Annotated in this window: 26 protein-coding genes; 13 read left to right on the forward strand and 13 right to left on the reverse strand. The window is 66.3% G+C overall.

Features of this window, described 5'->3' with window-relative positions:
- The 5 genes from DES52_RS17090 to DES52_RS17110 form a co-directional block, all read right to left on the reverse strand.
- Complete coding sequence (locus DES52_RS17090; RefSeq protein WP_110888042.1) at nt 1–591, reverse strand: 50S ribosomal protein L25; 591 nt, start codon at nt 589–591, stop codon at nt 1–3.
- An 85-nt stretch (nt 592–676) separates the two neighbouring features.
- Nucleotides 677–1,138, reverse strand: coding sequence for an arginine repressor (gene argR / locus DES52_RS17095; protein ID WP_110888043.1), 462 nt, complete (start codon nt 1,136–1,138; stop codon nt 677–679).
- 67 nt (nt 1,139–1,205) lie between these two features.
- Complete coding sequence (coaBC, locus tag DES52_RS17100; protein ID WP_110888124.1) at nt 1,206–2,372, reverse strand: bifunctional phosphopantothenoylcysteine decarboxylase/phosphopantothenate--cysteine ligase CoaBC; 1,167 nt, start codon at nt 2,370–2,372, stop codon at nt 1,206–1,208.
- A gap of 64 nt (nt 2,373–2,436) precedes the next feature.
- The gene (rpoZ, locus tag DES52_RS17105) at nt 2,437–2,736 is read right to left on the reverse strand and encodes a DNA-directed RNA polymerase subunit omega (protein ID WP_110888044.1); all 300 of its coding nucleotides are present in this window, start codon (nt 2,734–2,736) and stop codon (nt 2,437–2,439) included.
- A gap of 82 nt (nt 2,737–2,818) precedes the next feature.
- Nucleotides 2,819–3,541, reverse strand: coding sequence for a hypothetical protein (locus DES52_RS17110; protein ID WP_110888045.1), 723 nt, complete (start codon nt 3,539–3,541; stop codon nt 2,819–2,821).
- A gap of 311 nt (nt 3,542–3,852) precedes the next feature.
- On the opposite strand from DES52_RS17110, the gene DES52_RS17115 reads away from it, so the two are divergent.
- From DES52_RS17115 to DES52_RS17130, 4 genes are all read left to right on the forward strand, one after another.
- Nucleotides 3,853–4,785 (forward strand): magnesium transporter CorA family protein, encoded by a 933-nt coding sequence (locus DES52_RS17115; protein WP_110888046.1) that lies wholly within the window; start codon nt 3,853–3,855, stop codon nt 4,783–4,785.
- A gap of 79 nt (nt 4,786–4,864) precedes the next feature.
- Nucleotides 4,865–5,308, forward strand: coding sequence for a copper chaperone PCu(A)C (locus tag DES52_RS17120; protein ID WP_110888047.1), 444 nt, complete (start codon nt 4,865–4,867; stop codon nt 5,306–5,308).
- A gap of 2 nt (nt 5,309–5,310) precedes the next feature.
- Nucleotides 5,311–5,958 carry an SCO family protein gene (locus tag DES52_RS17125; protein ID WP_110888125.1) on the forward strand — a complete coding sequence of 216 codons (648 nt, stop codon included), beginning with the start codon at nt 5,311–5,313 and terminating at the stop codon, nt 5,956–5,958.
- Nucleotides 5,955–6,830 (forward strand): cytochrome c oxidase assembly protein, encoded by an 876-nt coding sequence (locus DES52_RS17130; RefSeq protein WP_110888048.1) that lies wholly within the window; start codon nt 5,955–5,957, stop codon nt 6,828–6,830. The genes DES52_RS17125 and DES52_RS17130 overlap by 4 nt, the downstream gene beginning before the upstream one ends.
- A gap of 85 nt (nt 6,831–6,915) precedes the next feature.
- Here the strand turns inward: DES52_RS17130 and DES52_RS17135 are convergent, their stop codons facing one another.
- The 3 genes from DES52_RS17135 to DES52_RS17145 form a co-directional block, all read right to left on the reverse strand.
- The gene (locus DES52_RS17135; protein ID WP_110888049.1) at nt 6,916–8,328 is read right to left on the reverse strand and encodes an MBL fold metallo-hydrolase; all 1,413 of its coding nucleotides are present in this window, start codon (nt 8,326–8,328) and stop codon (nt 6,916–6,918) included.
- Nucleotides 8,325–8,519 (reverse strand): hypothetical protein, encoded by a 195-nt coding sequence (locus DES52_RS17140; protein WP_110888050.1) that lies wholly within the window; start codon nt 8,517–8,519, stop codon nt 8,325–8,327. Before DES52_RS17140 ends, DES52_RS17135 begins: the two co-directional genes overlap by 4 nt.
- Nucleotides 8,520–8,599: 80 nt before the next feature.
- Entirely contained in the window at nt 8,600–9,415 is an 816-nt protein-coding gene (locus DES52_RS17145) for an HpcH/HpaI aldolase/citrate lyase family protein (RefSeq protein WP_110888051.1), read from the reverse strand.
- Between the two features lie 30 nt (nt 9,416–9,445).
- On the opposite strand from DES52_RS17145, the gene DES52_RS17150 reads away from it, so the two are divergent.
- Nucleotides 9,446–10,858 (forward strand): ATP-binding cassette domain-containing protein, encoded by a 1,413-nt coding sequence (locus DES52_RS17150; RefSeq protein ID WP_170131107.1) that lies wholly within the window; start codon nt 9,446–9,448, stop codon nt 10,856–10,858.
- 6 nt (nt 10,859–10,864) lie between these two features.
- On the opposite strand, the gene DES52_RS17155 is transcribed toward DES52_RS17150, so the two are convergent.
- Entirely contained in the window at nt 10,865–11,857 is a 993-nt protein-coding gene (locus tag DES52_RS17155; protein WP_110888053.1) for an SDR family NAD(P)-dependent oxidoreductase, read from the reverse strand.
- A gap of 277 nt (nt 11,858–12,134) precedes the next feature.
- Here DES52_RS17155 and DES52_RS17160 point away from each other — a divergent pair, with 277 nt between their 5' ends.
- Complete coding sequence (locus DES52_RS17160; RefSeq protein ID WP_110888054.1) at nt 12,135–13,445, forward strand: S8 family peptidase; 1,311 nt, start codon at nt 12,135–12,137, stop codon at nt 13,443–13,445.
- Nucleotides 13,446–13,529: 84 nt separating this feature from the next.
- Complete coding sequence (locus DES52_RS17165; protein WP_110888055.1) at nt 13,530–15,593, forward strand: HD domain-containing phosphohydrolase; 2,064 nt, start codon at nt 13,530–13,532, stop codon at nt 15,591–15,593.
- 18 nt (nt 15,594–15,611) lie between these two features.
- Here DES52_RS17165 and DES52_RS17170 read toward each other — a convergent pair whose 3' ends face one another.
- From DES52_RS17170 to DES52_RS17185, 4 genes are read right to left on the reverse strand one after another with little or no spacing between them, the layout of a single operon-like run.
- The gene (locus tag DES52_RS17170; RefSeq protein WP_110888056.1) at nt 15,612–17,045 is read right to left on the reverse strand and encodes an aldehyde dehydrogenase family protein; all 1,434 of its coding nucleotides are present in this window, start codon (nt 17,043–17,045) and stop codon (nt 15,612–15,614) included.
- Nucleotides 17,046–17,070: 25 nt separating this feature from the next.
- Nucleotides 17,071–17,658 (reverse strand): histidine phosphatase family protein, encoded by a 588-nt coding sequence (locus tag DES52_RS17175; protein WP_170131108.1) that lies wholly within the window; start codon nt 17,656–17,658, stop codon nt 17,071–17,073.
- A 28-nt stretch (nt 17,659–17,686) separates the two neighbouring features.
- A complete protein-coding gene (locus DES52_RS17180; protein WP_110888058.1) occupies nt 17,687–18,067 on the reverse strand; it encodes a VOC family protein in 381 nt (126 codons plus the stop codon).
- Nucleotides 18,068–18,095: 28 nt separating this feature from the next.
- The gene (locus tag DES52_RS17185) at nt 18,096–18,365 is read right to left on the reverse strand and encodes a hypothetical protein (protein WP_110888059.1); all 270 of its coding nucleotides are present in this window, start codon (nt 18,363–18,365) and stop codon (nt 18,096–18,098) included.
- 102 nt (nt 18,366–18,467) lie between these two features.
- On the opposite strand from DES52_RS17185, the gene ubiE reads away from it, so the two are divergent.
- From ubiE to DES52_RS17215, 6 genes are all read left to right on the forward strand, one after another.
- Nucleotides 18,468–19,196: a bifunctional demethylmenaquinone methyltransferase/2-methoxy-6-polyprenyl-1,4-benzoquinol methylase UbiE gene (ubiE, locus tag DES52_RS17190; protein ID WP_110888060.1), complete on the forward strand. Its 729-nt coding sequence runs from the start codon at nt 18,468–18,470 to the stop codon at nt 19,194–19,196.
- Between the two features lie 45 nt (nt 19,197–19,241).
- Entirely contained in the window at nt 19,242–20,141 is a 900-nt protein-coding gene (locus DES52_RS17195; protein WP_110888061.1) for a sulfurtransferase, read from the forward strand.
- A 24-nt stretch (nt 20,142–20,165) separates the two neighbouring features.
- The gene (locus tag DES52_RS17200; RefSeq protein WP_110888062.1) at nt 20,166–20,909 is read left to right on the forward strand and encodes an FAD-dependent oxidoreductase; all 744 of its coding nucleotides are present in this window, start codon (nt 20,166–20,168) and stop codon (nt 20,907–20,909) included.
- Nucleotides 20,906–21,862 carry a class I SAM-dependent methyltransferase gene (locus DES52_RS17205; RefSeq protein ID WP_110888063.1) on the forward strand — a complete coding sequence of 319 codons (957 nt, stop codon included), beginning with the start codon at nt 20,906–20,908 and terminating at the stop codon, nt 21,860–21,862. The genes DES52_RS17200 and DES52_RS17205 overlap by 4 nt, the downstream gene beginning before the upstream one ends.
- Before the next feature lie 3 nt (nt 21,863–21,865).
- Nucleotides 21,866–24,148, forward strand: a complete 2,283-nt coding sequence (priA, locus tag DES52_RS17210; protein ID WP_110888064.1) for a replication restart helicase PriA — start codon at nt 21,866–21,868, stop codon at nt 24,146–24,148.
- A gap of 187 nt (nt 24,149–24,335) precedes the next feature.
- A complete protein-coding gene (locus DES52_RS17215; protein ID WP_146237344.1) occupies nt 24,336–24,800 on the forward strand; it encodes a hypothetical protein in 465 nt (154 codons plus the stop codon).
- Nucleotides 24,801–24,806 lie beyond the last annotated feature (6 nt).

Consider the following 24,806-nt stretch of genomic DNA (forward strand, 5'->3'; position numbering starts at 1 on the left):
TTACGCGTCCCCGCCGCCTTCTACGGCGTCACCAAGGTCCACTTCCTCGGCGCTGACCATCTTCTGCGGCTGCACGACCGCCAAGATGGCGACGTCCGCGTCGATGGCGATGCGGCAGCCCTCGGGAAGTTGCAGGTCGCCGGCGCGAATGACGTCGCCGATGCCCAGACTCGTCACGTCCACGACGATTTCGTCGGGAATGCGGCGCGGACCGGGAGCGATGATGGCGAGGTTATGGACGAGCACGTCCAGAATCCCGCCTTGGTCCGTGACGCCGCGAGGCTTGCCGCCGGTATGCACGGGCACGCGCGCTTCGATCTCTTGGCCGTACGTGGCGAGGTAGAAGTCGGCGTGGGCCACGGTACGCTTGCGCTTGTCCATCTGGACGGACTTGACGATGGCGGGCAAGGGCTCTTGGCCTTCGAGCGTCAGTTCGACGAGGCCGTGCGTGCTTTGACTGCGGAACACGACGTCGAAGGCTCGGGCTTCGATCGCGATGGGAACGCTGCGTTCCTTGTTGTACGCGACGGCGGGAATGTAGCCTTGCGGAAGTTTGTCCTTGTGCGAACGGGGAATGGCTTTGAGTTCCATGGGTTCCTCCTTGAGTCGCCCGCAGTCTAGCAACGCGATTTTCAGAATCACGCGCGGGTTGACCGAAGCTTAACTCATCATGAGATCAGCCCAGCATGAGGCCGTGGAGTTCTTCGAGAAGCGCTTCGCCTTCGGAGGTCGTGCGTGCGACGAGCAAGATGGTGTCTTGGCCTGCCAGCGTACCCACGATGTCGTCGCGGCGTAACTTGTCGAGAACGTAGGCGACGCCGTTGGCGTGCCCTTCGGCCGTCTTGACGATGAGCAGGTTCTCGCCTCGGTCGACGTCGGTGACGAAGGTACGAAAGAGACGGCCGAGTTCGTCCATGACGTCCAACTCGGTTTGTACGGAAGCGAGGCTGTAGCGGTGCTTGCTCTTGCCGATGGGAAGGCGGACGAGGCGCAGTTCGTTGATGTCGCGGGACACGGTGGCTTGCGTGACGCGGATGCCTTCGGCGCGCAAACGGTCGACGAGTTCGCTTTGGGTGCTGATGTTCTCGCGGCTGATGATTTCTTGGATGCGCTTTTGTCGTTGTTCTTTGCTGAGCATGTCGGTCCTGTGACGCGGTCGAAAAGACCGCCCACCGAGCGTGGGCGGTTCGCATCGATCCGAATAATTATACACTATTTCGTTGAATATACGCCTCAAGCGCGGCCGTCAAAAGACGCTCGGCGACCGCGCGCTTGCTCATCCTCGGCCACGCCTCGCTTTCGCCGGAAGGGCGCACGAGCGTCACCTCGTTGTCGTCACCGCCGAATCCGCTTCCCTCGCGCGCCGGATAATTCAACAAAATAAAGTCGGCGTTCTTGCGGCGCGCCTTTCCGGCGGCGCGCTCCACGCCCGCGTGCGTTTCCATCGCGAACCCCACGAGCACGCGGCGTTCCTTGCTCGCGCCCATCTCGGCGAGGATGTCGGGATTCGGCACGAGGTGAATGACGGCGTCTCCCTGCGTCTTGGCCTGCTTCTCGTTCGACGGCTCGGCCGCGCGGTAATCGGCGACGGCCGCCGTCGCGACGACGAGATCGGCGGCGCCGAAGACGCTCATCGCCGCGTCACGCATCTGCACGGCGCTTTCGACGTTCATCAGCGTGACGCCGCTCGGAGCGGGCAGCGAGACGGGACCGCTCACCAAGGTGACGAGCGCTCCTCGCGCGACGGCGCGCTCGGCGACGGCGAAGCCCATCTTGCCGCTGGAGGGATTGGAGACGAAACGCACGGGATCGAGATACTCGCGCGTCGGGCCCGCCGTGACGAGCACGTGCCTGCCTGCGAGGTCCTTCGGCGTCAGGACGTCGCGCGCGGCCCGCGCGACGTCCTCGGGTTCCGCCATGCGGCCGAAGCCTTCCCCTTCCCCGGAGCTTCCCAGCGCGCCGAAGTGCGGTCCTACGAACGCGTGCCCCCACGCGCGCAGCTGAGCGACGTTGCGAATCGTCGCGTCGTGAAACCACATCGTCGGGTTCATGGCGGGCGCCCACAAAATCGGGGCGCGCGTCGAGAGCAAGATCGCCGACGCGAGGTCGTCCGCTCGGCCCGACGCGTGGCGCGACATCAAGTCGGCGCCCGCCGAGACGACCACGACGACGTCCGCTTTCGCGAGTCGAAGGTGCTGCGCGTCGGGCCGAGCCTCGAACCAAGTCTCGTCCGTCGCGATTTCATGATCGGCCGCCGTCGCGAGCGACAGGGGCGTGACGAACGCGAGGGCCGCGCGCGTGGCGACGACCCTCGTCTCGAAGCCCGCTTCTCTCAAGCGGCGCAGCACCATCGGCGCCTTCACGGCCGCCATGGAACCGGACACGATGACCGTCGCGCGAGGAGCCGCCTCGGAAGGCACGGTCTCCCCTGCCACGTCAATCCCGGTCGCGGTCGCGCTCGGCGTTGAGTTGCGCTTGCAGTTGCGCTTGACGCGCGCGCTGGTAATCCGTCGTCATGCGGTCCTCGTCGATGAGGCCTTCCCCGACGACGAGCTTGCCCGTCGCGAGTTCACGCATCGCCTGCGTGACGAGATTGCGCGTCCTGGCCCGCTGTTCCGGAGCCAGCACGCTTTGCGCGCCCGAGCGCAGTTGCAAGGCGCGTTTGGCCGTGACGACCGAGAGGCGGTACTTGCTGTCCGTCATGCCGAGCAATTTGTCGATGTCTTTTTCTGCCATGTCGCACCTTCCGATCAGCGAGCGCGCCAGCGAGCTTGGCGCGCTTCGTAACACGTCATGATACAGGCCGCGCGTGAGACGCTCAAGCGTGCGCCTCGAGGTTCTCGGGCCTCGGATTCAGCGAGCGGCTGGCCAGCCACAGCAGCGCGACGGCGAACACGGGCTGCAACAGCACCAGGGCCGCGTTGACGCGTACGAAGCAGCCCGTCTCGGCGGCGCACACCTCGAACGGCAGTTGCGCGAAGTGAAACGTCATCCAACCGAGCGATTCGACCGTGCTCGCCGCGTCGAGCAGCAGCCAAAACGCCCACCACAGCAGCACGAACGCCAAGAACGCGCTGAGCAGCGACCAGCGCGAACTGCGGCCGATCGCGGACGCCGCGAGGCCGATGGCAGGCGGAACGAGCAAAGCGCACGCGAGCGTGACGCCCAGCAGCAGCAGCGTGCGCGGCGCCAGGCTCACCTCGCCGAGCGGCACGACGCCCGACAGGAAGTACGCGGCCGAACCGAGCAGCAAGAACGTCAGCGCGACGAGTTCCACGAGCAGCCAAGCGTACTTCACGAGCACGAGCGTCGCGCCGCGCGCCCGAGTCGGCGTGCGCGCCGGAAAGACGCCGAGGCCGCCAAACACCCAGTACAGTGCGAGCGACCCCGCGACGAGCGACGCGACGAGCGCTTGCAAGTTCGGCGCGCGCACTTGCCACGCGATGAACGCGTCGAGAAGCGCCACGACGAACGCCGCCGTGCCGAGGCTGCCGATTCGCTGTCTCGCCTCCGACCGAAAAGCCGCCCGAAACGTTCGCATGCCACGTCCTCCAAGTTCTTACGGTAGCGAGGCGTCCGATGTGTTCGCTCACCTTTTCCTTGAGCGGAACTTGCGATCCGCTCGAAGCTCGCCGAATTGCGACCTCGGTACGATTGCCGCCCGGCGGCGAAACGGGTAGCATTGGAGGGCTGAAGATGAAGCGCCGTTAAAGGCCGAAGGAGGTGGTGGATGTGACAAGCGAAATAGAGCCCCCGAGTCCGCTTCCTCACGTTTCCATCCTTTTCGGGAGGCTTCATGCGTCACGCCATCTTCTCTGAATCCGACATCCTCCAAGCAGCGGAGGTCACCCCATGCTGACTTACTACCGCAGCATCGGCGGCAAGCTCAACCTCATCGACGAGTACATCGACGGATGCTGGATCAGCGCCATCGCGCCCACCCCCCAAGAACTGCTGGACGTGAGCCGCGAGACGGGGCTGCCCCTCGACCTGCTGCAATACCCGCTCGATCCCGACGAGCGCGCCCGCTTCGAGCGTGACGACGGACACGTCCTCGTCGTGTTGCAGACGTCCAAGCGCCTCAACGAGGAAGGCGGGATTCCCTACGACACGGTGCCGCTTGGCATCCTCCACACCGACCACTGCATCGTCACGGTGTGCTCGCAGGACAACCCGGCCATTCAAGACGTCACGGCGGGCCTCGTACGGCAAATTCGCACGGCCAAGAAAAATCGCCTCACCCTGCAGATCTTCCTGCGGGCCGCGCAGCGCTTCCTGATCGATTTGAGGCGCATCGACAAGATGATCGACGCGGCCGAGGACCGCTTGGAAAGCGCCACGCGCAACCAGGAGTTGCTCGACCTTCTCAACATCGAAAAGAGCCTCGTGTACTTCAAGACGGCCCTCAAGGCCAACGAGGTGATGATGGAGCGGCTCAAGCGAGAGCGCCTCTTCGACATGTACGAAGACGACCAGGACCTTCTCAACGACGTCATCATCGAGAATCAGCAGGCGGTCGAGATGACGGACATCGCGCAAAGCATTCTCGGCGTCACGATGAACACGTTCGCCGCCGTCATCAACAACAACGTGAACGGCGTGGTGCGCATTTTGACGGTCACGACGATCCTCGTGGCGATTCCGACACTCGTCACCAGCATCTTCGGCATGAACGTCCCCCTGCCCGCTCAAGGACGGGAGTGGGCCGTTTGGGTCGTGCTGGTTCTCGCCTTCGGCATCTCCGTCGGGGTGGGCCTGCTGTTCCGAAAGCTGCGCTGGCTGTGACTTCTCGCGCTTCGCCCCCGCGACTTCGTAAGGTGCTCGCGGGGGCATTCGTCTGAGCGTGCCAGAGTAGTCTGACTTCATGAATCTTCGTCCGCTCGCCGTCTCGCTCGCCTTCGCCGGCATCGCGCTCGCCGCCACGACGGGCGCGCCGTCCGTGCGGCTTGCGACCGGATTCGTGGCGGCGGTTCCGCCCGGGAGTACCACGAGCGCCGCGTACGTCACCCTCAAGAACACCTCGAATCAAGCTGTTCGCCTCACGGCCGTCAAGACCACCCTCGCCGGACACGCCCTGCTGATGCAGACGACGCATCCCGGTCACGAAGCGGACGGCATGATCGGCATGCGCAAAGTCGCCGCGCTCGTGATTCCCGCCAAGGGGCAACTCGTGATGAAGCCAGACGGCAACCACGTCATGCTGATGGACTTGAAGCGCGTTCCCAAGGAAGGCGAACGTGTCAACGTCACCTTCACGTTCTCGACGGGCACCTTGATCGTCTCGTTGCCCGTTCGGAGGCCCGTGTGAGCGTGAACACCGCTTCAACGGGTGACGCGCCGAAGCTCGACGTCGCGACGAGCCTGACGCGCGCCCTGCTCGCCGTGGCGCTGCTGCTGAGCTTGGTGTGGGTGTACGCCCGCTTGCAAAACCCCTTTCCTTACTTCGGCACGCCTTACGAGGGGCGTCCGGTCGCTGCGACCTTCACGGCCACCGACCAAGACGGGCGAGCGTTCGACTTCGCGTCCACGCGAGGTCAGGTCGTCGCTCTCTTTTTCGGATTCACGCATTGCCCCAACATCTGCCCGTTGACGCTGTCGTACCTGGAGCGGGCGCGGCAGCAACTGCCCGCCGACGTTCGAGACGACGTGCGCGTCGTCTTCGTCACGCTCGACCCCGAGCGTGACAAGCCCGCCCTGATCAAGCAGTACGTGGACTACTTCGGCAAGGACGTCACGGGCCTTTACATTCCGGCGGGCGATTTGAAGGCCGTCGCGAACGACTACCAAGTTCGCTACGCCAAGGCGCCCGTGGAGGGAACGAGCAACTACTTCATCAACCACACGACGGCCACGTACGTCATTGACCGCACGGGGCGCTTGCGCGTGAAGTACGACTACACCCAGATGCCGCAAGTCGACAAGGTCGTGAACGACTTGCGCGAGGTACTCAAGCGATGAATGCCGACAATCTCAACCCGACGGCCGCCCAGCTTTTGCTGTCGTGGCGCTTCGATCCGCTCGTGTGGCTAATCGCCGCCGCGCTGATCGGCACGTACTTCTGGCAATTCGCCAAAAGCCGCCGCGACCTCCAAGCAAGGCAGCAGTGGCGACCTTGGCGCGCCGTCTCGTTCGGCCTCGGAGCCTTCGTCGCGCTGTTCGCGCTGCAATCCGAGGCGTCCTCGTACACCCTCAACTCCATGGCGCTTTACATGGGCCGCCTCATGCTGCTCGCCGAACTCGCCCCACCCCTCTTGATTCTCGGCGTGCCGCGCCACCTCGTTCGACTCGGCGCGAAGGACGGTCCGCTCGGACGCACGCTCGCGTTCCTGCTCGACCCGTTCGTCGCCGCCGCGCTGTGGATCACGATCATCGTGTTCTGGAACCTTCCGGTGGGCTTCAACGCCTCGCTCGTGAGCGCCACGGCGAGCGGCTTGCTGCCCTTGCTGTACCTGTTCGGCGGCACGCTCGCCTGGGCGGTCACCCTCAATCCCCTCCCTCGGCTCAGCCCGCTCGGCGTGGGCGGGCGAGGCTGGTTCGGCTTTCTCGCGAGTTTACCGATGATGGGCGTCGCCGCCGTGTGGCTGTACTCGCCCGCCGTCCTGTACTCGCCGTACGTCAACGTGCCGTGCTTGTGGAACCTCACGCCCCTGCAAAATCAGCAGATTTCGGGTTGGGTGATGATGATCGCCGGGATTCCCGCCATGGCCGTCGCGATCGGGCAGCTCTTCTTGTGGATCGCGAGGATCGCCGACGCGAACGACGGCACGCCGTACGAGGAGACGAATGCGTCGCCTCCGACGCCTGTGCCGCAAGGCGAACGAGGAGCTTGAAGAAGAACGACGCCCGATGGGGCGTCGTTCTTCCGTTGTCGGCAAGAGTGTCGGCTTTGCAAGGCGCCGTGCGCGTCGACGCTTCTCAGGCGCGGCTTACTTCGCTCGGCAAGCTGAGGTCGAAGCCCGCCGCCTTCCACGCGCTCACCGAGCCCAGGACGTTGCGGGCGTCTTTGAAGCCGTGGCGCTCCAAAATGGAGACCGCCATGGAGGACCGGTAGCCGCTGCCGCAGTACACCGCGACGGGACGCTCCGGGTCGAGGCCGAGCTTCGGCAAGTCTTCCCACAGCGTCCCGAGGAAGGCGTGCTTCGCGGTGGGCACGTGCCCTGTACGCCACTCGTCCGGGCGGCGCACGTCGAGGACTTGCACGTCGTCGTTCGCGTCGAGGCAGGCGCGCAGTTCCTGCACGCTCATCTGCCCGCCTTGGCGCCACGGCAAGCCCGCTTCGATCCAGCCGCGCATTCCGTGCCGCAAGAAGCCCAAGATGCTTTCGAGGCCGAGCCGCAGCAAGTGGCGCTCGACGATCTCCTCGTGGTCGGGCGAATCGAGGACGATCAGCAGGCGGTGGTGCGGCGCGAGCATCCAGCCCGCGTGGATGGGGAACGCGTCTCGCAAGGCGATGTTGAGGCTGCCGTCGAGGTGCGCGGACGCGTACGCTTCGATTTCGCGCGCGTCGAGGACGACGCTGTCAGGATCTTCCATCGCTTCGCGGAAGTCTTGCGGCGAGAGCCACGGGGTGGCGGGCCGCACGCCGAGGTAGCCCGGTCCTGAGGCGTTGAGCTTCTTGACGCGCCCGTAGTACGAGGGTTGCGGCGGAAGGTCCGAGGTGAGGTTCGTGACGAAGGACGCCTCGTCGGTCGCTTTGAAGTGCGGGTTGTGCTGCCGTTCGTAGCCCAGCGTGGTGCAGTCACGAATGCCGATCCGTCCGCCGCAAGGGCTGCCGTGACCGTGCGCGGGCAAGACGAGCAGTCCGTCGTCGAGCGCGCCGAACTTCTCGGTGAGAGAGTGGTGCAGTTGGCGCGCGCCGTCCTCGGCGGAGACGCCCGACGCGAGGTCGGGGCGGCCCACTTCCGCGTTGAAGAGGGTATCGCCGCTGAGCAGCGCCCACTCGCCTTCCGCGCCGAGCCCGCCGCCCGACAGCACGAGGCTGATGGCGTCGGGAGAGTGGCCGGGCGTGTGCAGGGCGCGCAGTTCGAGCTTGCCGAGCGTGAGTTCCTCGCCGTCTTGCAGCTTGTGCACGTCGAAGCCGTAGTCGCCCGGACCGCCGTACACGGTGGCGCTCGTGAGGGTGCAAAGTTCGCGGGCGCCGGACACGAAGTCGGCGTGGATGTGCGTCTCGATGACGTGGGTGATGCGAACGCCGTGCTTCTTGGCGAAGTCGAGGTAGACGTCCACGTCGCGGCGCGGATCGACGACCGCCGCGCAGCCCGCCTCTTCGTCGGCGATGAAGTACGACAAGGCGCTGAGGCCCTCGGTCTTGATGGTGTGGAGGATCATGAGCGGTCCTGATCTTGCCCGGACCCGTTGTCGTGCCAACCGCTTCCGGCGCCGCCTTCCTCGCCGCCGAGGCCACGCTCGTACGAATTCGGCGTCGTCTCGGACTTGGCAGGCGCAGCGGGGTTCGGCGTCGTCGTCTCGAAGTCGTCGACGGTGCCGTCGTGGGTCTCGTGGTCGTTGCGCTGTGTCATACGTCCCCCTCGTTGTGTTGAATTGCCCGCAGTAGAGCAACGGCGCGGGGCGGCGTGATGACAGCACGGTGAAGAAATGGTCAGTTTCGTTCCAATTCCTCGGCGAGCCTCAAGACCTCGCGCGCCTCGGCGGCGTGCAAGTTCTCGACGAGGCGGCCGTGCAGCACGGCAACGCTCTTTCCGCCCGCCCGAGCCTCCTTCCACACGGCGAGCAGTTCGTGCGCTCGGCCCACGTCGTCCTCAGTCGGGCCGAACACGCGGTGACACGGTTCGATCTGCGACGGATGGATGAGGGTCTTGCCGTCGAAGCCGAGCGCGCGGCCTTGCTGGCACTGCGCCTCGAAGCCCTGCATGTCCTGCACGTCGAGGGACACGCCGTCGAGAACGACGCGGCCGTACGCGCGGGCGACCAGCACGACGTGCGACAAGGCGTACAGAAGGGCCTCGCGGTTCGGCGCGGCCTTCGCACGCAAGTCCGTCACGAGATCGGACGTGCCCATCACGAGGCACGCCACACCACGCTCGCGAGCGAGCTCCTCGGCGCGCAAGACGCCGAGCGGCGTCTCGATGGTGAGCCACACGGGCACCGAGACGGACAACGAGCGCACGTCCTCGACCTTCTCGGCTTTCGGCAACATGATCGCGTGCGGCCCGAGCTCCAAAAGGAGTTGCAAATCGTCGTCGCCCCACGGCGTGTCGAGACCGTTCATTCTCACGACGACGCGGCGACCGTGCAGCGAGGCGAGCGCCTCGCGCACGTTCTCGCGCGCCCTCGTCTTGTGCTCGGGCGCGACCCCGTCCTCCAAGTCGAGAATCAGGACGTCGGGCGTGAGGATGCGCGCCTTCTCGAGCGCGCGGGTGTTGTCGGCGGGCACGTACAGAGCGGAGCGGTGCATGAATTCAGCGTAGAGCGTAGACTGGCGCGCGTGTCGAGCCTCGTGCGGCTGGAGAACGTGAACGTCGCCTTGGACGGGCGCAACGTGCTGAGCAACGTGACGTGGAGTTTGCAGCGAGGTGACGTCGTGGTCGTCACCGGGCCCAACGGAGCGGGAAAGAGCACCTTCTTGAAGCTTCTGCGCGGCGACCTTTGGCCGAGCGGCGGCACGAGGACCTACGCGTTCGACGGCAAGAGCACGAGGAGTCCCTTGATCGCGCGGGAGCGCGTCGCCCTCGTGTCACCCGAACTCGCCGACTGGTACGGCAAGAGCGAGTGGGTCTTGAGCGCCTTGGACGTCGTCTTGAGCGGCTTGACGGGCGAGAAGTTGCCGCCTTTTCCGCGCCTCGCCTTGCACGAGGAGGCCGCTCGCCGCACGATCGACCGACTTGGAATCTCGCATCTCGCCGAGCGGGACGTGCGCACCTTGTCGCAAGGACAGCGTCGCCGAGTTCTGCTGGGACGGGCGCTCGTGTCGCGTCCCGAAGCGTTGCTGCTCGACGAGTTCTTCGAAGGCGTGGACGCCGAGGGTCGCGCGGCTTTGCGCGAAGCGGTCGAAGGGCTCGGCCTCACCGTCGTCGCGACGACGCACCGAGCAGAGGACGTGCCGCGCACGGCGACGCGGTTCGTCGAGGTGGGCGGCGAAGCGGTGCGCGAGCGACGAGGGATGCCGTCGAGCGCCTCGTCACGTCCGCTCGGCATGCGGGCGGTGCCAGGCGGCGCCGTGCTGCTGGCCGTGGAGAACGCCGACGTGTACCGCGGCGAAACGCTCGTCCTTCAAAGCGTGAACTTCGAGTGGCGAGCGGGGCAGCATTGGGCGATCTTCGGGCCGAACGGAGCGGGCAAGAGCACCTTCGCGCGCCTTTTGGCGGGCGAGCTTTACCCGGCGAGCGGGACGGCGCGGCGGCTCGACTTGCCGGCAAACGCGTCGCTCGAAGAACGCCGCCGTCACATCGCCTTCGTGTCCGCCGAGACGCAGACGGAATTGCTGCGGGCCGCTCAGTTACGAGAGCGCGTCACGGGTGCAGACGTGATCGCCTCCGGTTTGTTCGGCACGGTCGGCTGGACGCCCGTCGCCGAGCCGTCGCAAGCCGCGCGCATCGAGGACATCGCGAAGCGGCTCGGCGTGGCCGCGTTGCTGGAACGTGAGATCGAAGGGCTGTCGTACGGGCAGCTCAAACGTCTCCTGCTCGCGCGCGCCCTCGTCGGGCAAGCTCGCCTGCTGCTGCTCGACGAACCGTTCGAGTCGCTCGACGCGACCACGAAGACGGCCCTCGGCGTCCTGCTTCGAGAGCGGGTCGCTCAAGGCGTGCACGTCGCGCTCGTCGTGCATCACCCGAGCGACCTTCCGGACTTCGTGACGAACGCGCTTCACGTCGACGCGGGCCGTGTGAAATTCGATTGACGAGCGTCAGTTGTGCAGGCCGCCGCCCTCCACGACCGGCGTGTGCGGCTTGCGGTCGGCCAAACTGCCGCGCTCCTTGTAGTTGACGAAGCTCGTGTGCTCGTCGGGGCGCATGAAGCTCATCAACTTGTCCGTGACTCCGGGCAGAAGGTCGTACAGCACCGCGAACTGCTTCGCGGCCGGGTAGGGGTACACGACGGGGCGGTAGTGCTCGATCGCATTCGCGACGGCCTCCCCGACTTGGCTCGCCTCCAGCACGGGCCGCACGAGGTGCGCGCCGCGTCCGCCCTCCTTCACGTTCGTCGCCTTGTCGAAAAAGGGCGTGCGCACCGCCACCGGCAACACCGCCGTCACCTTCACGCCGGTCTTCTCGACGTGCATGAGCTCTTGACGCAGCGCTTGCGTCATGAGCTCCACGAATCCCTTCGTGCCGCAGTAGATTCCCTGGTAAGGAAAGGCCACGCGGCCCGCGACCGACGCGAGGTTGACGATGTGCCCGCTTCCCTGTGCGCGCATGACGGGCACGGCGGCCTGCACTGCGTACAGCATTCCCATCACGTTGAGTTCGAAGAGGTCACGAACGCGCGTCTCCTCCGAGTGTTCGATCGAGTCGACGAAAGCTTCGCCGGGATCGTTGACCATGACGTCGATTCGGCCGAAGGCGCGAACGGTCTCCGACACGAGCCGCTGCACTTGCGCGCGGTCACGCACGTCTGTCGGCACGACGAGCGCCGTCGCGGCGAGTTCACGAACTTCTCGCGCGACCGTTTCGAGGTCGTCTCGGTGCCGGGCGGCCAGAACGACGGTCGCGCCGCGCTGAGCACACGCGAGCGCGATCGCGCGACCGATGCCTTGAGAAGCGCCCGTCACGACGACGATTTTACCGTCGAGCGTCTTGGCAGGCTTTTTGCGCACCAGCTCACGAGCGGCGGCGGACGCGAGGGCGAGCGCGCCGGTGGCGACGACGGTGCGCAGCAACGATGTCGTGGAGTTCGGCATGCCTCACCGTAGGAGGGCGGTATGGACGGCGACGGACCGTCGCGTGAACGAGGCTTCACGCAGCGCGCGACCGAGGGCTTCATGAGCGTGAAACGAGGAAAATAAAAGTTAGATTACGACGAAACGCCCGCAGCCCCCCTCTCTATGAGCCTGATTGCAAAGAGGCGTAAGAGGCGTGTAAGATCGTTATAAGAAGGACTTCGAGGGTAGAGCATGTCGAGGTTCAGAAGTCGGACTTTCGGCTTGCCTTCTTTTCGACGCCTGGAGGCTGGAATTCATGAAATTGAGTGCGCTTACACGTCCCCTTGCCGCCGCGCTGACCTTCGGGTTGATCGCGGGATGCGCTCAGGTCGACGTGCCTCGTGCCGAGATCTCGGCTCGACCGGCGTACGTCATGCAAGTCGCCGTTCGGCCAAGCGACACCCCTGAAGGCATCGCCGCGAAATTCGGCGGTCAGGTCTACACGTTCGACGCGTCCCAAGGCTACGCCATCGTGGGCTTCACGTCCTCGCAACGAGACGAGGCGCAGCGGCGCGTTCGGGCGCTCGGGACGTCCGACGTGCCGCAGCCAAACATCAACACCTTCGAAGCCAGCGCGACGATGGTCGCGCAAGGTTCGGTCGGCATCTGGTCGGGCGGCTCGGTCGGCATTTGGTCGGGCGGCTCGGTCGGCATCTGGTCGGGCGGCAATTTCACGCCCGTGCCGGAAAACTCGGCCTCGTTCAACCAAATCGAGTTGGAACGCGCCCAATCGAGCCTCGCCAAGAATCTCGGGGCGGGCGTGAAAGTCGCCGTGATCGACACGGGCATCGATCTTACCCACTCCGCGTTCGCGTACTCGCTCGCGCCCGCTTCCGAGTGGAAGGACTTCGTCGACGGCGACGCGTCACCTCAGGAAGCGGGAACGCGGGGCAACGCCGGATACGGCCACGGAACGGCGGTGGCGGGCATCGTGCTGCAAATCGCGCCGAACGCGACGATTCTGCCGCTTCGCGTCCTCGGGCCCGACGGAGGTGGCGACGCCCTCAGCGTCGCGCTCGCCATCGATCACGCCGTCGCCATGAACGCCCAAGTCATCAATCTCAGCCTTGGCAGCCCCCAAAACTACGAGGTGGTACAACTCGCGGTCGAGCGCGCCACGAAGGCGGGGCGTTTCGTCATCGCGTCGGCGGGCAACGACAATCGAGCGGCCATCACCTACCCCGCTCAGTTGATGTCGCTCAAAGGCCTCGACGCGTATGGCGTCAGCGTGGGCAGCATCAACCGATTCGACACCAAGTCGTCGTTCTCAAACTTCATGAAGGACCGCTTGGAGATCGTCGCGCCCGGCGAGGGGATCTACTCGACCTACCCGGGCACCCTTCAGGCCGCTTGGAGCGGAACGTCCATGTCGGCGCCCATCATCTCGGGCGCGTTGGCCTTGGCCCTCGGGCAGAATCGAACGGTCAAGCCCGAAGAGCTCGTCAAAAACCTTCTGGACAAGAGTGACGACGTGTACGCCAACGGGCAGAACAGCCTGTACAAGGACATGCTCGGAAAAGGCCGCGTCGATTTGCAGCAGTTCCTGGCCAGCACCATCTCTTACTGACGCGGCTCGAACGACTTATCATGGTGAAGCGAACGACGGGAAAATCCCGCCATCGTTCGCTTCGTCTTTAGGAGCTTAGCCTGCATGACCGATCCCGTTTCGTCCTCTCTCCCCGACCTCGGGCCGCATGACACGATGGCAGCCCTGCTCGCTGCCGCCGAGGCAGCCGTGTCGGCACAAGAGGAAAGCGGTCTCGAACTTGCCGACCGAGCTCATGCTTTTGCCGTCGCCAACGGACGACCCGACGGAGCGGCGCGCGCGAACTTGTTGAGGGGACGTGTGTACGCCACGAGCGAGGACAGTCAACGGGCGGTTCCCGTCCTCACCTCGGCGGTGCAAGACTTCGAAGCGCTGCACGACGACGAGGGACGTTGCGAAGCCTTGATCACCTTGGGGCGCTTGTTCTTGGCGATCGGCGAACTTCCGCTGGCACAAGAACAGTTGCAAGCGGCCCTGACCCTCGCCGACGAGAACGATCTGCGGGCCGTCAAGGCGACCGCTTTGAATTTGCTGGCGGGCGTAGATCACCGCAGCGGCTTGTTCGACGAGGCCTTGTCGCGCCTGCGAAGCGCGCTGCAATTGTACCGAGACCTCGAAGACAAGAGCGCGGAAGCCAAGATCGCGAGCAACATCGGTTTGCTGTATGTAAGCCGAGGTCAGTACTCCGACGCCTTGGAGTACTTGATCGGCGCCTACGACCTGCTTCGGCAGGAAGTCAGTGACGCGCGAACCGAGAACAACGTCCTCACCAATCTCGGGCATCTCTACTTGCAATTGAACGAGCCGAGCAAAGCTTACGAGTATCTTCGCAGCGCCTTGGAACTGGCTCGAAGTCGGCAGGACAACTACGTCGAGGCCGTCGTCACCCTCAACATCGGTGAAGCTCTCGTGCGCCTTCAAGATCTCGAGGAGGCGCAGCAATCGTTCGAGAACGCCCAGCGCCTCTTTCACGCCATCAATTCGCGTTGGGGCGAAGCGAACGCCCTCAACGGACTGGGAAGCATCTTGGCCCTTCGAGCTCACTTCGACGCGGCGGAGCGCGCCCACTTGGAAGCCGCGCAGATCGCCGAGGAGATCGGCGACCTCGAAGTCAAGCTCGAGGCGACGATCGCTCTCGGAAAGGCTCAGGCGCGGCGCGAGCACTTCGAATCGGCCGTCGCGTCGTTCACGATGGCCTTGACGTTGGCGGGCGAGGCGGACAGCCCGAAAAGCGCCGCCGAAGCGCACCTCGCCTTGGCGGAGGTCTTCGAGCGGGCGGGCGATTTCTCCAGCGCGCTGCGCCACTTCCAGGCGTACCACGAGCAGGACAAGGCCCTGTTCAACGAGCAGGGCGATCGGCGCACCCGCGAGTTGACCGCGCGGTTCGATTTGGAGCGTGCCAAACACGAGGCGGAGGTGCAGCGGGTTCGGCGCGAGGCGGCCGAAGAAGCGCAGGCGAAAGCCGAGGCGCTCGTTCGGGCTCGTACGCAGGAGTTGGAGCAGGCGCACTTGGAAGTCGTCACGCGGCTTGCCGTCGCAGGCGAGTCGCGTGACGACTTGACGGGCGAGCACACGTGGCGCGTCGGTCACCTCGCGGGGCTCATCGCGAGAGAACTGCGCTGGTCACAAGAAGACGCGACGCGTCTTCGCATCGCGGCGCGTCTTCACGATGTCGGCAAGATCGGCATTCCGGACTCGGTGCTGCTCAAGCCCGGGCGGTACACGCCCGAGGAGTACGAGCACATGAAGACGCACACCGTCATCGGAGCGCGGATTTTGTCGGGGGGAAGGTCGAAGTTGCTGCAACTCGCCGAGGAGATCGCCTTGACGCATCACGAGCGGTGGGACGGCGCCGGCTACCCCTTCGGGCGCAGCGGAGAGGACATCCCCTTGGCAGGACGCATCGTGGCGGTCGCCGACGTGTACGACGCACTGTTGCAGCAGCGGTCGTACAAACGGGCGTGGTCGCACGAGGAAGCGTGCGAGGAATTGCAGCGTCAGGCGGGCACTCAGTTCGACCCGACCGTGGTGAGGGCGGCGCTGGCCTTGTTGAAGCGCCCGGATTTCCCGCAGCTGATGCACAACGACGACGCGACGACGACCCTGGAGAACGGCGACTTGTGGAAAGCGCCGCCGTTGCTTCTCCCCGGGTCGTCGGACGCGTCGTGAAGGGCTCGCGGCCTTCGGTCAAGTGCTGAGCACGACGATCTTCAAGTAGGTGAGCTCCTCGACGCTCGCCAAGGCGCCTTCGCGTCCGAAGCCGCTGTCCTTGATGCCGCCGTACGGCATCTGATCCACGCGGAAGGTGCTGGCGTCGTTCACGATGACGCCGCCCGCTTCGACGTCGCGCGCCGCCACGAGCGCCTTGGCGAGGTCGCGCGTGAAGACGCCCGTCTGCAAGCCGTACCGACTGTCGTTCGCTTGACGAATCGCTTCATCGAACGTCGTGGCGCGCGACAGCACGACGACGGGCCCGAAAGCTTCCTCGCGCACGATTCGGGCGTGCGGCGGAACGTCCTCGAGGATGGTGGGCGGCAGGTAACGCCCGTTTGCCGTGCCGCCCAAGACGACGCGACCGCCGAGATCGACGGCTTCTCGAATCCACTCGGCGAGCCGTGCGCCCGCGCGTTCGTCGACGAGGGGACCCACGTCCGTGGCAGGATCGAGTGGATCGCCGACGATCAGGGCGCGCGAAGCGGCGACGAACGCCTCCTTGAAGGCGTCGTACACCGCCTCGTGCACGATGAGGCGTTGCGGGTGAATGCAGACTTGACCTTGGTACGCGAAGCTCGAAGCGGCGAGCTTGCGCACGGCGAGGTCGAGGTCGGCGCTTTCGTCGACGATGTTGGCGGCGTTGTTGCCGAGTTCCAGCACGACGGGCTTGAGACCCGACGCCTTCTTGATGGCTTCGCCCACGCCGGGACTGCCCGTGAAGCTCACGATGGCCACTTCGGGCGCGCTCACGAGGACGCCGCCAAGTTCCGCGCCGCCGTGCAAGACGTTCACGGCGCCCGCCGGAAAGCCTGCGTCGGTGAGAAGCTCGGCGAGCATCAAGGCCGTGAGGGGCGTTTGCGGCGCGGGCTTGAGAACCACGGTGTTGCCGCCCGCGAGGGCCGGTCCGACTTTGTGCAAGGCGAGGTTGAGCGGGAAGTTGAACGGACTGATGGCGGCGACGACGCCCCTCGGCGCGCGAACGGTGAAGCCGAACTTGCCTTCGCCGAACTTCGACGCGTCGAGCGGGACCGTCTGCCCGGCGAGCGTCGAGGCGGCGTCGGCGGCAAAGGCGAGGTTCTCGACCGAACGCGCGACCTCCATCCGAGACGCCTTGAGAGGCTTACCCGCCTCGGTCGCGATAACGCGGGCGAACTCGTCGGCGCGCTCCGAGAGCAGGGCGGACGCTCGCCTCAGGAGATCCGCCCGGCGATGCGCGGGCAGTTGCCGCGTTTGCGTCAATGCCTTCACGGCGGCGTCCAAGGCCGCGCGCACTTCTTCGGCGCCGCCTTGCGGAACGTCGTAGAGGGCGCGGCCAGTCGCGGGTTCCAAGACTCGGGCGGAAGGACCGCCTTCCACGCGTCGCCCCGCGATGAAGTGCGGAACGACCGTCACGCTGAGGACCGTCATGCCTTCAGTCTAGACGACAAGCATGTCATCCGGCGCTCCTCGTCGCGCGCGGAGGCGTGAAGATCGAGACAAGCTTCAACGACGGCCACGTCAACGTGACGAGCATCGGCATGGCGAGTTCACGTTGCCAGAAATCGAAGGAGTCGAGGTCGTTGGCCCGCGTCACGAGAAGGCTGAGCACCGTGCCGTGCGTGACGACGAGTTCGTCTTGTTCCCGCTCGGCCATGAAGGCGGTCAAAGCGGCTCGGAAGCGGTCGTGGGCTTCGTTCGCGCTTTCCTCTCCGAAGACACGCTCGGCGGGCGTGGCGAACAGCGCGCGGATGGCGGCGTGGAAGTCTTCGGGACGGTCGAAGTACGGCGCGGTCGTCCGGGCGTGCTCGGCGAGGCCCGGACGAGTCTCAGCCTTCAGGTGAAGCGTTCGGGCGATGACGGCGCCCGTGCGAACCGCCTTGGGTTCCTCGCTCGTCACGACGCGCGACAAGCTCAGCGTGGCGACGCGCTCGGCGAGTTCGACGGCTTGCTGCTCGCCGAGGTCGGTGAGGCGCCAAGCGTGCGAGGCGACGGTCGAGTCTTGGCGAGTTTGAGCGTGCCGAACGAGGTGAAGGCGGCGCACGACGTCGACTGTATCAAACCGCCCCGGCTTACAAACCCCAGATGCGCGGCGGGGCGAGCTCAAGGAGGTTGCCGCTCGGATCGTGAAAGTACAAGCTCTCGCCACGCTCGCCCCAACGGTAGCGCGTCACCGACAAGCCGGCGGCGACGAGGCGTGCGTGCCACGTTTCGGCCTCCTGAGGCGCCATGGCGAAGCAGACGTGGCCGCCAACCGAGCCCGCGTGTACCGGCGTGCTGCCCGGCTTGACGCTCTCTCGCGGATCGAAGAGCAGCAGCATGGCGTCCTGGGCGCGCAAGAACAGGTGGCGGCCCGCCAAGCGCGCGAACACCTGGAAGCCGAGCACGTTCACGTAGAAAGCCTCGGCCTCGTCGAGGTCGTGGACGTACAGGCAAGTTTCGAGAACGCGCACGAGCGCAGTGTACTTCCCACCGACACTGTCAGCGAAGTGGGAGGAAGTTCGGAACGTGCAGGGCGTGCCCGATGCGTGACCGCAAGGCGGCGCGCCACGAGGAGCGGGGAGTCACTTCGCGCAGCAAGGCGCGGCAGGCATGCCGGACGTTCGCGTCGTCGTGGGTGCTTCCGAGACGCAAGGCGTCGAGCGCCTCCTGACCTCGCGTTCTCAAGGCTTGAATGGCGGCGACCCGCACGCGCTGGGAAGGCGACGCGAGCAGGGCGACGAGATGATGAGGTTCGATCGCCGCGTTCATGACTCCAGGCTACAAAGTGGCTGCGGAGAGCGGATCAGCCGAAGGGCGAGGAACGCTCATCGTCCTTTAGGCGTACCTGGCGCACATGCTAGGCTGCTTCTCATGCGGCTCCGCGCCTCCACGCCGCCCGTCGGCGAACGCCTCGACAAAGCCGATCCCGTGCGCGACATGTTCGCCGAGATCGCCCCGAAGTACGACCTTCTCAACCGCGTGCTGAGCCTCGGCGTGGATCAAGGCTGGCGGCGCGCGGCGACCCGCGAAGCGTTGCTGCTCCACCCGAAGCGCGTCTTGGACGTCGCGACGGGCACGGCGGACTTCGCGCTCGAACTCAAGCGGGCCGCGCCCGACGCCGAGGTGATCGGGTGCGATTTCGTTCCGCAAATGCTGGAAATCGGTCGCCAAAAGGCCGCCGCGCGAGGCCTGGACGTGCAGTTGGAGGAAGGCGACGCCCTGAACCTGCCGTACGAGGACGCGTCGTTCGACGTCGTGACGTGCGCGTTCGGCTTCCGCAACTTCGCCGACTACAAGCGCGGCCTCGCCGAATTTCATCGGGTCCTGCGGCCGAACGGTCGCCTCGTGATCCTGGAGTTCCCGCCGCCGCCGCGAGGAGCGTTCGGCGCGCTGTTCCGCTTCTACTTCCGCCACGTGCTTCCGACCATCGGACGGCTCGTGTCGGGCAGCGTGGGCGCGTACACCTATCTGCCTGCCAGCGTCATGGCGTTTCCGGAGCCCGCTCGTCTCGCCGACATGATGCTCGCGTCGGGCTTTCGAGCGCGCTACCGTCTGCTGACGTTCGGCGTCGCGGCTCTGCACGTCGGCCAGAAGGTGTGAAGTCGATTTCAGGAAGTTTGCCCGCGCGCCTCGTAAGCTGAGGGCATGCTGCCGAAACCGATCGTGTCCGTGGCGTGGCTCGCCGAGCACCTCCAAGAGCCCGACGTGCGAGTGTGCGACTGCCGATTCGCCCTCGGCGATTCCGGGGCAGGGCACGGCGCGTACCGCGAAGGTCACGTTCCGGGTGCGGTCTACCTGGACTTGGAGCGCGACTTGAGCGGCCCGAAGGTGAGGTCCGGTCAGGGAGGACGTCACCCGCTGCCCGAACCGTTCACCTTGGCGAAGCGGCTGGAAGCCCTCGGCATCGGCGACGGACACCGTGTCGTCGTATACGACGATCCGCGCGGCGGCAACGGCATGTTCGCCGCGCGCGCCTGGTGGTTGCTGCGCTGGCTCGGGCACGACGACGTCGCCGTGCTCGACGGTGGTTGGCCCGCGTGGCAGGAAAGCGGCGGCGACGTCGAGCGCTCCACCGTCGAGCATCCTCGCGCGACCTTCACCGCTCGGCCGCACGAGGAGTGGCTGGTGCGGGCCGAGGACGTGCCGAGCTTGCCGGGCACCTTGCTGGACTCGCGGGCGCCCGCTCGCTTTCGCGGAGACGTGGAGCCCATCGACAAGAAAGCCGGGCACGTTCCGGGCGCGCACAACCTCGATTGGGCGACGGCGCTCGACGACCGTGGGCGCTTTCGACGGGCCGACGAGCAGCGTGAACGCCTGGGACTCGTGCCCGACGGCCCGGTGACGGTGTACTGCGGCAGCGGCGTGTCGGCGTGCGTGAACCTCGTGGCGCTCGAACTCTCGGGACGGTCGCTCGGCAAGGAGACGCGCTTGTACGCCGGATCGTGGAGCGACTGGGTGAGCGACGACGCGCGCGCAGTCGAGACGGGTGAGCAAGCGCCGAAACGCGGCAGTTTGTCAAGTGAGCCAGGCATGACCGCTTCGTGAAACACGGCGTTAGACTGCTCCCCCATGCTGCCGTCCTCGTCTTCTCGCTCTCTACCGCAACCCGGCCATCGCTACGACATCGCGATCGTCGGAGCGGGCTTGGCAGGTTCGGAACTCGCGTGGCGCCTCGCCCGCGAGCGGTTCGACGTCCTGCTCGTGACCCAATCGCTCGACAGCGTCGGCAACCTCTTCCATGCCCGCGTGCCGCGCGCCTTTCCGATCGACTCGCTTTTCGAACACGCGCGCCTCGCCGCCGCGCCCGACGATACGAACTGGGCGCTTCACCGCGAGGTGAAGCGAATCCTGGAGGGCACGAGCGGCATCCACCTCTTGCAGTCGTGCGTGACGAGGCTGGAAAGCGGCTCGCCGCACGTCCTGCACACCTGGGAAGGGCCGACGCTGAAGGCGGACGTCGTCGTGCTGGCCGTCGGAAGCTTTCTCAGCGGGCGGCTGTCGGTGGGCGAGTTCACCGAAGAGGCCGGTCGTCTCAGCGAGATCGCGTACGACTTCTTGTGGCGCGACCTCGCCGCGTCGGGTGTGGCGTTCGCGGCGAGGCGTGACATGTGGAGCGGCGAGGACGGCAGCGTGCCGTACTCGGTGGCGTACGAGACTTTCGCTTCGAGCGAATTGTCGGGCTTCGCCTGCACGCGCTTCGAAGGCGTGTACGCCGTGGGCCGTTGCCGTCCGGGCGACGCGTCCTACGAACGCGTCCTCGCGGAGGCCGCCGCGCTCGCCGCGCAGCTCGGCGCTCGTGAGGTGACTTCGTGATCCTGAGGTTGTCGGACTTCCGCTTTCCCGATTCCATCGCGCGCCTCTACCCCGACAATCCCGACGGGCCGTGGGTGCTGGAGATCGGCTTCGGCGACGGGCGCTTCTGGGCCGAGCAAGGCACGGTCGAGCGAAGCGTGAACTACCTCGGCGTGGAGCTCTCGGGCGTGAGCCTGCTCAAAGCGCAGCGCCGCCTGAAGGCGAGCGGCCTTTCGAACGCGCACCTCACGAAGATGCCTGCCATGACCTTGCTGCGCTCGGTCGTGCCGCCGCAAAGCCTTGCGCGCATCGTCGTGAACTTTCCCGATCCGTGGCCGAAGGCAGGGCACGAGGAGCACCGCTTGCTACGCCGTCCGTTCTTCGGCCTCGCTGCGAGCCGACTCGCGGCGGGCGGAGAAGTGTGGTTCACGACCGACCACGAGGAGTACTTCGAGTTCGGCGTGCGAGAAGGACGCGAAAGCGGCTGGTTCGACGTCGAGCTCACCGAGCCGCCGCCCGCCACGTTGCGCACGAAGTACGCGCTGAAGTGGAAGGACCTCGGGCTCGGCGCACAGCACGCGAAGTTCAAAGTCCATTCGCGCCCGGTCGTGCCGGGCCTCGCCGTGGAAGGAGATTCGAACGACTTGCCGCACGCCATCTTGACCTTGCCGTCCACCTTCGATCTGAAGGACTTCGAGAAGACCGTCGTTCGTCACGGAAGCACGACCGTCGTCCTGCTCGACGCCTACCGCGCCGCGCGCCGCGACGAGTGGGCGATTCTCGCGCACGTCGAGGAGGAGGACCTCACGCAAGAAGCGCTCGTCGCGATTCTTCCCAAGGAAGACGGGCGGACGCTCGTGAAGCTCGATCGTTTCGGCGGCGTGATCGTCACCAGCGGCATCAAGGCGGCGGTGGGCGCGGTGACGAATCTTCTGGAGGCGCGCGGCGCGACGGTTCACACGCGGGCGTACTGATTCATGCACGCTTCCGCGTGGTCCGTCACGCTGCCTTTACCGCTCGGCCCGCTGGACTTCGGCGTACCGCACGGTTTCGTCGGCGAGCCTCCCGTGGGGCACCGAGTGGTCGTGCCGTGGCAAGGCGAGTTGCGCATCGGCGTGGTCGTCGGGGAGGGTCACGGTGCGTCGCACCGCCTGCGCGACGCCGTGACCCTGCTGGACGCGGCCGAGGGCGGACCTTGGCTGCACTCGGCCTTCGTGTCGGCCCTGCTCGCCGAGTCGAAGCTGTCGCGGGTGCCCTTGGGAGTGCTGCTGTGCGAACTCGTCTGCGTCGGGCTGGACGCCAAGCTCGCGCACCGTGTGCGGGCCGTGGACGGAGCGAATCTCGACGTGTTCGGAGGCGACGTGCCGAGCGCGGCGTGGACGAACGGCTTGAACATGGACTCGGGCTTGCTCGACGCGATTCGCGCTCAAGGCTTGCTCGAAGAGCGCGTGACGCCCGCACGACGCACCGTCAGCGTGATTCGCGCGCTGGAGGCGGGCCGCGAGCTTCTCACGCCGAAGCAGACGGTCGCATGGGATTGGCTGCGCGGACGTGAAAGCGTGGCGACCCTCAGCGAGTGGGCTGAACTCGCGCGGGTGAGTTCGTCCGTCGTGACGGGCGTGCTGAACCGCGGATGGGCCGAGCGGGTGGACGTTCCCGCCCCGTGGCCCGACTTGCCGCCGATCGGCGAGACGCCCAAGCCGATCCTCGACACGGTGCCCGAAGCGGACGAGTGGCGCGTTCACGGAGGCCGCGCTTCGCAGCGGTACCGACTGCTCGCGGCCAGAATCGCGCGCGTGCTGGACATCGGCCGTTCCGTCATCGTGATAGCGCCCGACCACATGACCCTTTCGCGGGCGTGGACGCACCTGTCGGGCCTTTCGAGCGAGGAGCGCGGGCGAGCCGTGCTGTTCTCGGGCGCGCTGAGCGGCGAGCAGCGCGAGCGAACGTGGGAGCTCGTTCGGTCGGGCGCGGCTCGTCTGGTGATCGGCACGCACGCCGCCTTGTGCGCGCCCGTGACGGACCTCGCCTTGATCGTCGTGGACGAGGAGGGCAGCGACGCGCACAAGTTGCGCGGAGGTGGAAGCGTCTTCGTGCCGGAAGTCGCGCGGCGCATGGCGGCGAGCGCCGAGTGCATTCTCGCGTGGACGGGCTGCGTCCCCAGCCCCGAAGTGCTGAACGTGCCGGGCGTCGTGCTGCCGCCGCCACCTTCGCGCGTGCACGTCGTGGATTTCGGCGCTCCGATCGCCGCGCCCGAGCTCGGCCCGCTCTCGCGCGCGGACCTTCGGCCCGGCAGACAAGGCTATCCCTTGTCGCACGACCTCGTGCAGGTGCTGCGGCAAGTCGCCGAGCGCGGCCGTCAAGCGGTTCTCCTCGCGCCGAGGCGAGGCTACTCGGCGTTGCTTCGCTGCCCGTCGTGCGAGCACACCCCGATGTGCAAGCACTGCGACGTCCCCTTGCGTTTCCACCAGGAAACGCGCCAGCTCACGTGCCACCAGTGCGGTTACCGTGAGCGGCTGCACGAACGCTGCGAGGCGTGCGGAGAACGCATGTGGCAAGCCAAGGGGCCGGGCACGGAATGGATCGCCTCGGAAGTTCGCAAGGTGCTGCCTGACTTTCCGGTGCTGCGCTTCGACAAGGACCGCCAAGACGATCTGTCCAAGGTGGACGCGGGCGAAAGCGCCGTGATCGTCGGAACGCAGGCGCTTCTCACACGCGCCGCGCCGCCCGACTTGGCCCTCATCGGCGTGACGCTCGCCGACACGTGGCTCAACGTCTCGGACTTTCGCGCGTCCGAGCGGTACCACCGCCTCTTGCGGCAACTGCTGGAGTGGCACGCGAGCCGCGCGCCGATGCTCTTGGTGCAGACCTTTCAAGCGACGCATCCGGCCCTCGTGAGCGTGGTAGACGGGCACGACGCCGCGCACTACCCCTCGTTGGAGCAACTCGCGCGCCGAACGCTGAAGTACCCGCCGTACGCGCGCCTCGCGCACATCGAGGTGACGGCGCGCGACCAAGAGCGGGCGCGAGGTGCCGCCGAGGCCGTCGCGGCGGCGCTATACGGCGGGGGCGCTCAGGAAGGAGAGGTGCTGGGACCTTCGCCTTCCCCCATTCCGAAGTTGAAGGGCGCCTATCCGTACCATTTGTTGCTGCGTGTACGCGACGAGGCGCGGCTCGACACGCTGCTCTCCGCCCTCGACACGCGCTTCGCCGGGCGCGTGCGGGTGGACGTCCACCCGCGCGGTGGGCTCGGCATTTGACGTTTCAAGGGATCTCACGGACTTCTGGGGTCGCTTCGAACGCGGCGCCGGCAGACGTGGGTACACACGCGAAGCGCCAAGGACGTCCGGGCATGCGCCACGCCCTACGCTCGCGCGAGTCATCATGATTCCGCGAAGGGTGAGTCGTATTCGCCGTTCGGGCGAAGCGGCCTCTATGATGCTCCCCGTGAACGACGTCTACTGGGATGGCTTTCTCAACGTCCTCGCCGAAACCTTCGAGGGCGCGCAGCAGGAATGGTCGTACTACCTCGACCAGAACGTCAACGCGGGGCTGTTCGCCACGCTCAACAACTTCACGGCGCGAAGCGCTTCCCAGCCGACGCCCTTGGGCAGCTCGGTCGCGGCGCACGCGGAACACGTTCGCTTTCACCTCGCCGCCACGAACGCCGCGCTTCGCGGCGAGACGATGGCCCTGGATTGGGAGCGGAGTTGGGACGTGCAGGAGGTGAGCGAGGAGGCATGGCGCGAGTTACGCGGCGCCCTGCACGACGAGTACCACGAGTTGCGGCGCCAAGTGGCGTCACGCGAAGTCTGGGACGTGGACGAAGTCGGTGGAGCGATTGCCGAGGTCACGCACGTGGCGTATCACCTCGCCGTGATTCGGCAGCTCGCCAAGTTCGTGAGGACTTGAAGGCTC

This window comes from Deinococcus yavapaiensis KR-236 (assembly GCF_003217515.1).
GTDB lineage: Bacteria > Deinococcota > Deinococci > Deinococcales > Deinococcaceae > Deinococcus_A > Deinococcus_A yavapaiensis.

Coding starts and splice junctions, on each gene's coding strand:
- DES52_RS17090 (WP_110888042.1), bottom strand. CDS start 591: ATGGAACTCAAAGCCATTCCCCGTTCGCACAAGGACAAACTTCCGCAA.
- argR (WP_110888043.1), bottom strand. CDS start 1,138: ATGCTCAGCAAAGAACAACGACAAAAGCGCATCCAAGAAATCATCAGC.
- coaBC (WP_110888124.1), bottom strand. CDS start 2,372: ATGGCGGCCGTGAAGGCGCCGATGGTGCTGCGCCGCTTGAGAGAAGCG.
- rpoZ (WP_110888044.1), bottom strand. CDS start 2,736: ATGGCAGAAAAAGACATCGACAAATTGCTCGGCATGACGGACAGCAAG.
- DES52_RS17110 (WP_110888045.1), bottom strand. CDS start 3,541: ATGCGAACGTTTCGGGCGGCTTTTCGGTCGGAGGCGAGACAGCGAATC.
- DES52_RS17115 (WP_110888046.1), top strand. CDS start 3,853: ATGCTGACTTACTACCGCAGCATCGGCGGCAAGCTCAACCTCATCGAC.
- DES52_RS17120 (WP_110888047.1), top strand. CDS start 4,865: ATGAATCTTCGTCCGCTCGCCGTCTCGCTCGCCTTCGCCGGCATCGCG.
- DES52_RS17130 (WP_110888048.1), top strand. CDS start 5,955: ATGAATGCCGACAATCTCAACCCGACGGCCGCCCAGCTTTTGCTGTCG.
- DES52_RS17135 (WP_110888049.1), bottom strand. CDS start 8,328: ATGATCCTCCACACCATCAAGACCGAGGGCCTCAGCGCCTTGTCGTAC.
- DES52_RS17140 (WP_110888050.1), bottom strand. CDS start 8,519: ATGACACAGCGCAACGACCACGAGACCCACGACGGCACCGTCGACGAC.
- DES52_RS17145 (WP_110888051.1), bottom strand. CDS start 9,415: ATGCACCGCTCCGCTCTGTACGTGCCCGCCGACAACACCCGCGCGCTC.
- DES52_RS17155 (WP_110888053.1), bottom strand. CDS start 11,857: ATGCCGAACTCCACGACATCGTTGCTGCGCACCGTCGTCGCCACCGGC.
- DES52_RS17160 (WP_110888054.1), top strand. CDS start 12,135: ATGAAATTGAGTGCGCTTACACGTCCCCTTGCCGCCGCGCTGACCTTC.
- DES52_RS17165 (WP_110888055.1), top strand. CDS start 13,530: ATGACCGATCCCGTTTCGTCCTCTCTCCCCGACCTCGGGCCGCATGAC.
- DES52_RS17170 (WP_110888056.1), bottom strand. CDS start 17,045: ATGACGGTCCTCAGCGTGACGGTCGTTCCGCACTTCATCGCGGGGCGA.
- DES52_RS17185 (WP_110888059.1), bottom strand. CDS start 18,365: ATGAACGCGGCGATCGAACCTCATCATCTCGTCGCCCTGCTCGCGTCG.
- ubiE (WP_110888060.1), top strand. CDS start 18,468: ATGCGGCTCCGCGCCTCCACGCCGCCCGTCGGCGAACGCCTCGACAAA.
- DES52_RS17195 (WP_110888061.1), top strand. CDS start 19,242: ATGCTGCCGAAACCGATCGTGTCCGTGGCGTGGCTCGCCGAGCACCTC.
- DES52_RS17200 (WP_110888062.1), top strand. CDS start 20,166: ATGCTGCCGTCCTCGTCTTCTCGCTCTCTACCGCAACCCGGCCATCGC.
- priA (WP_110888064.1), top strand. CDS start 21,866: ATGCACGCTTCCGCGTGGTCCGTCACGCTGCCTTTACCGCTCGGCCCG.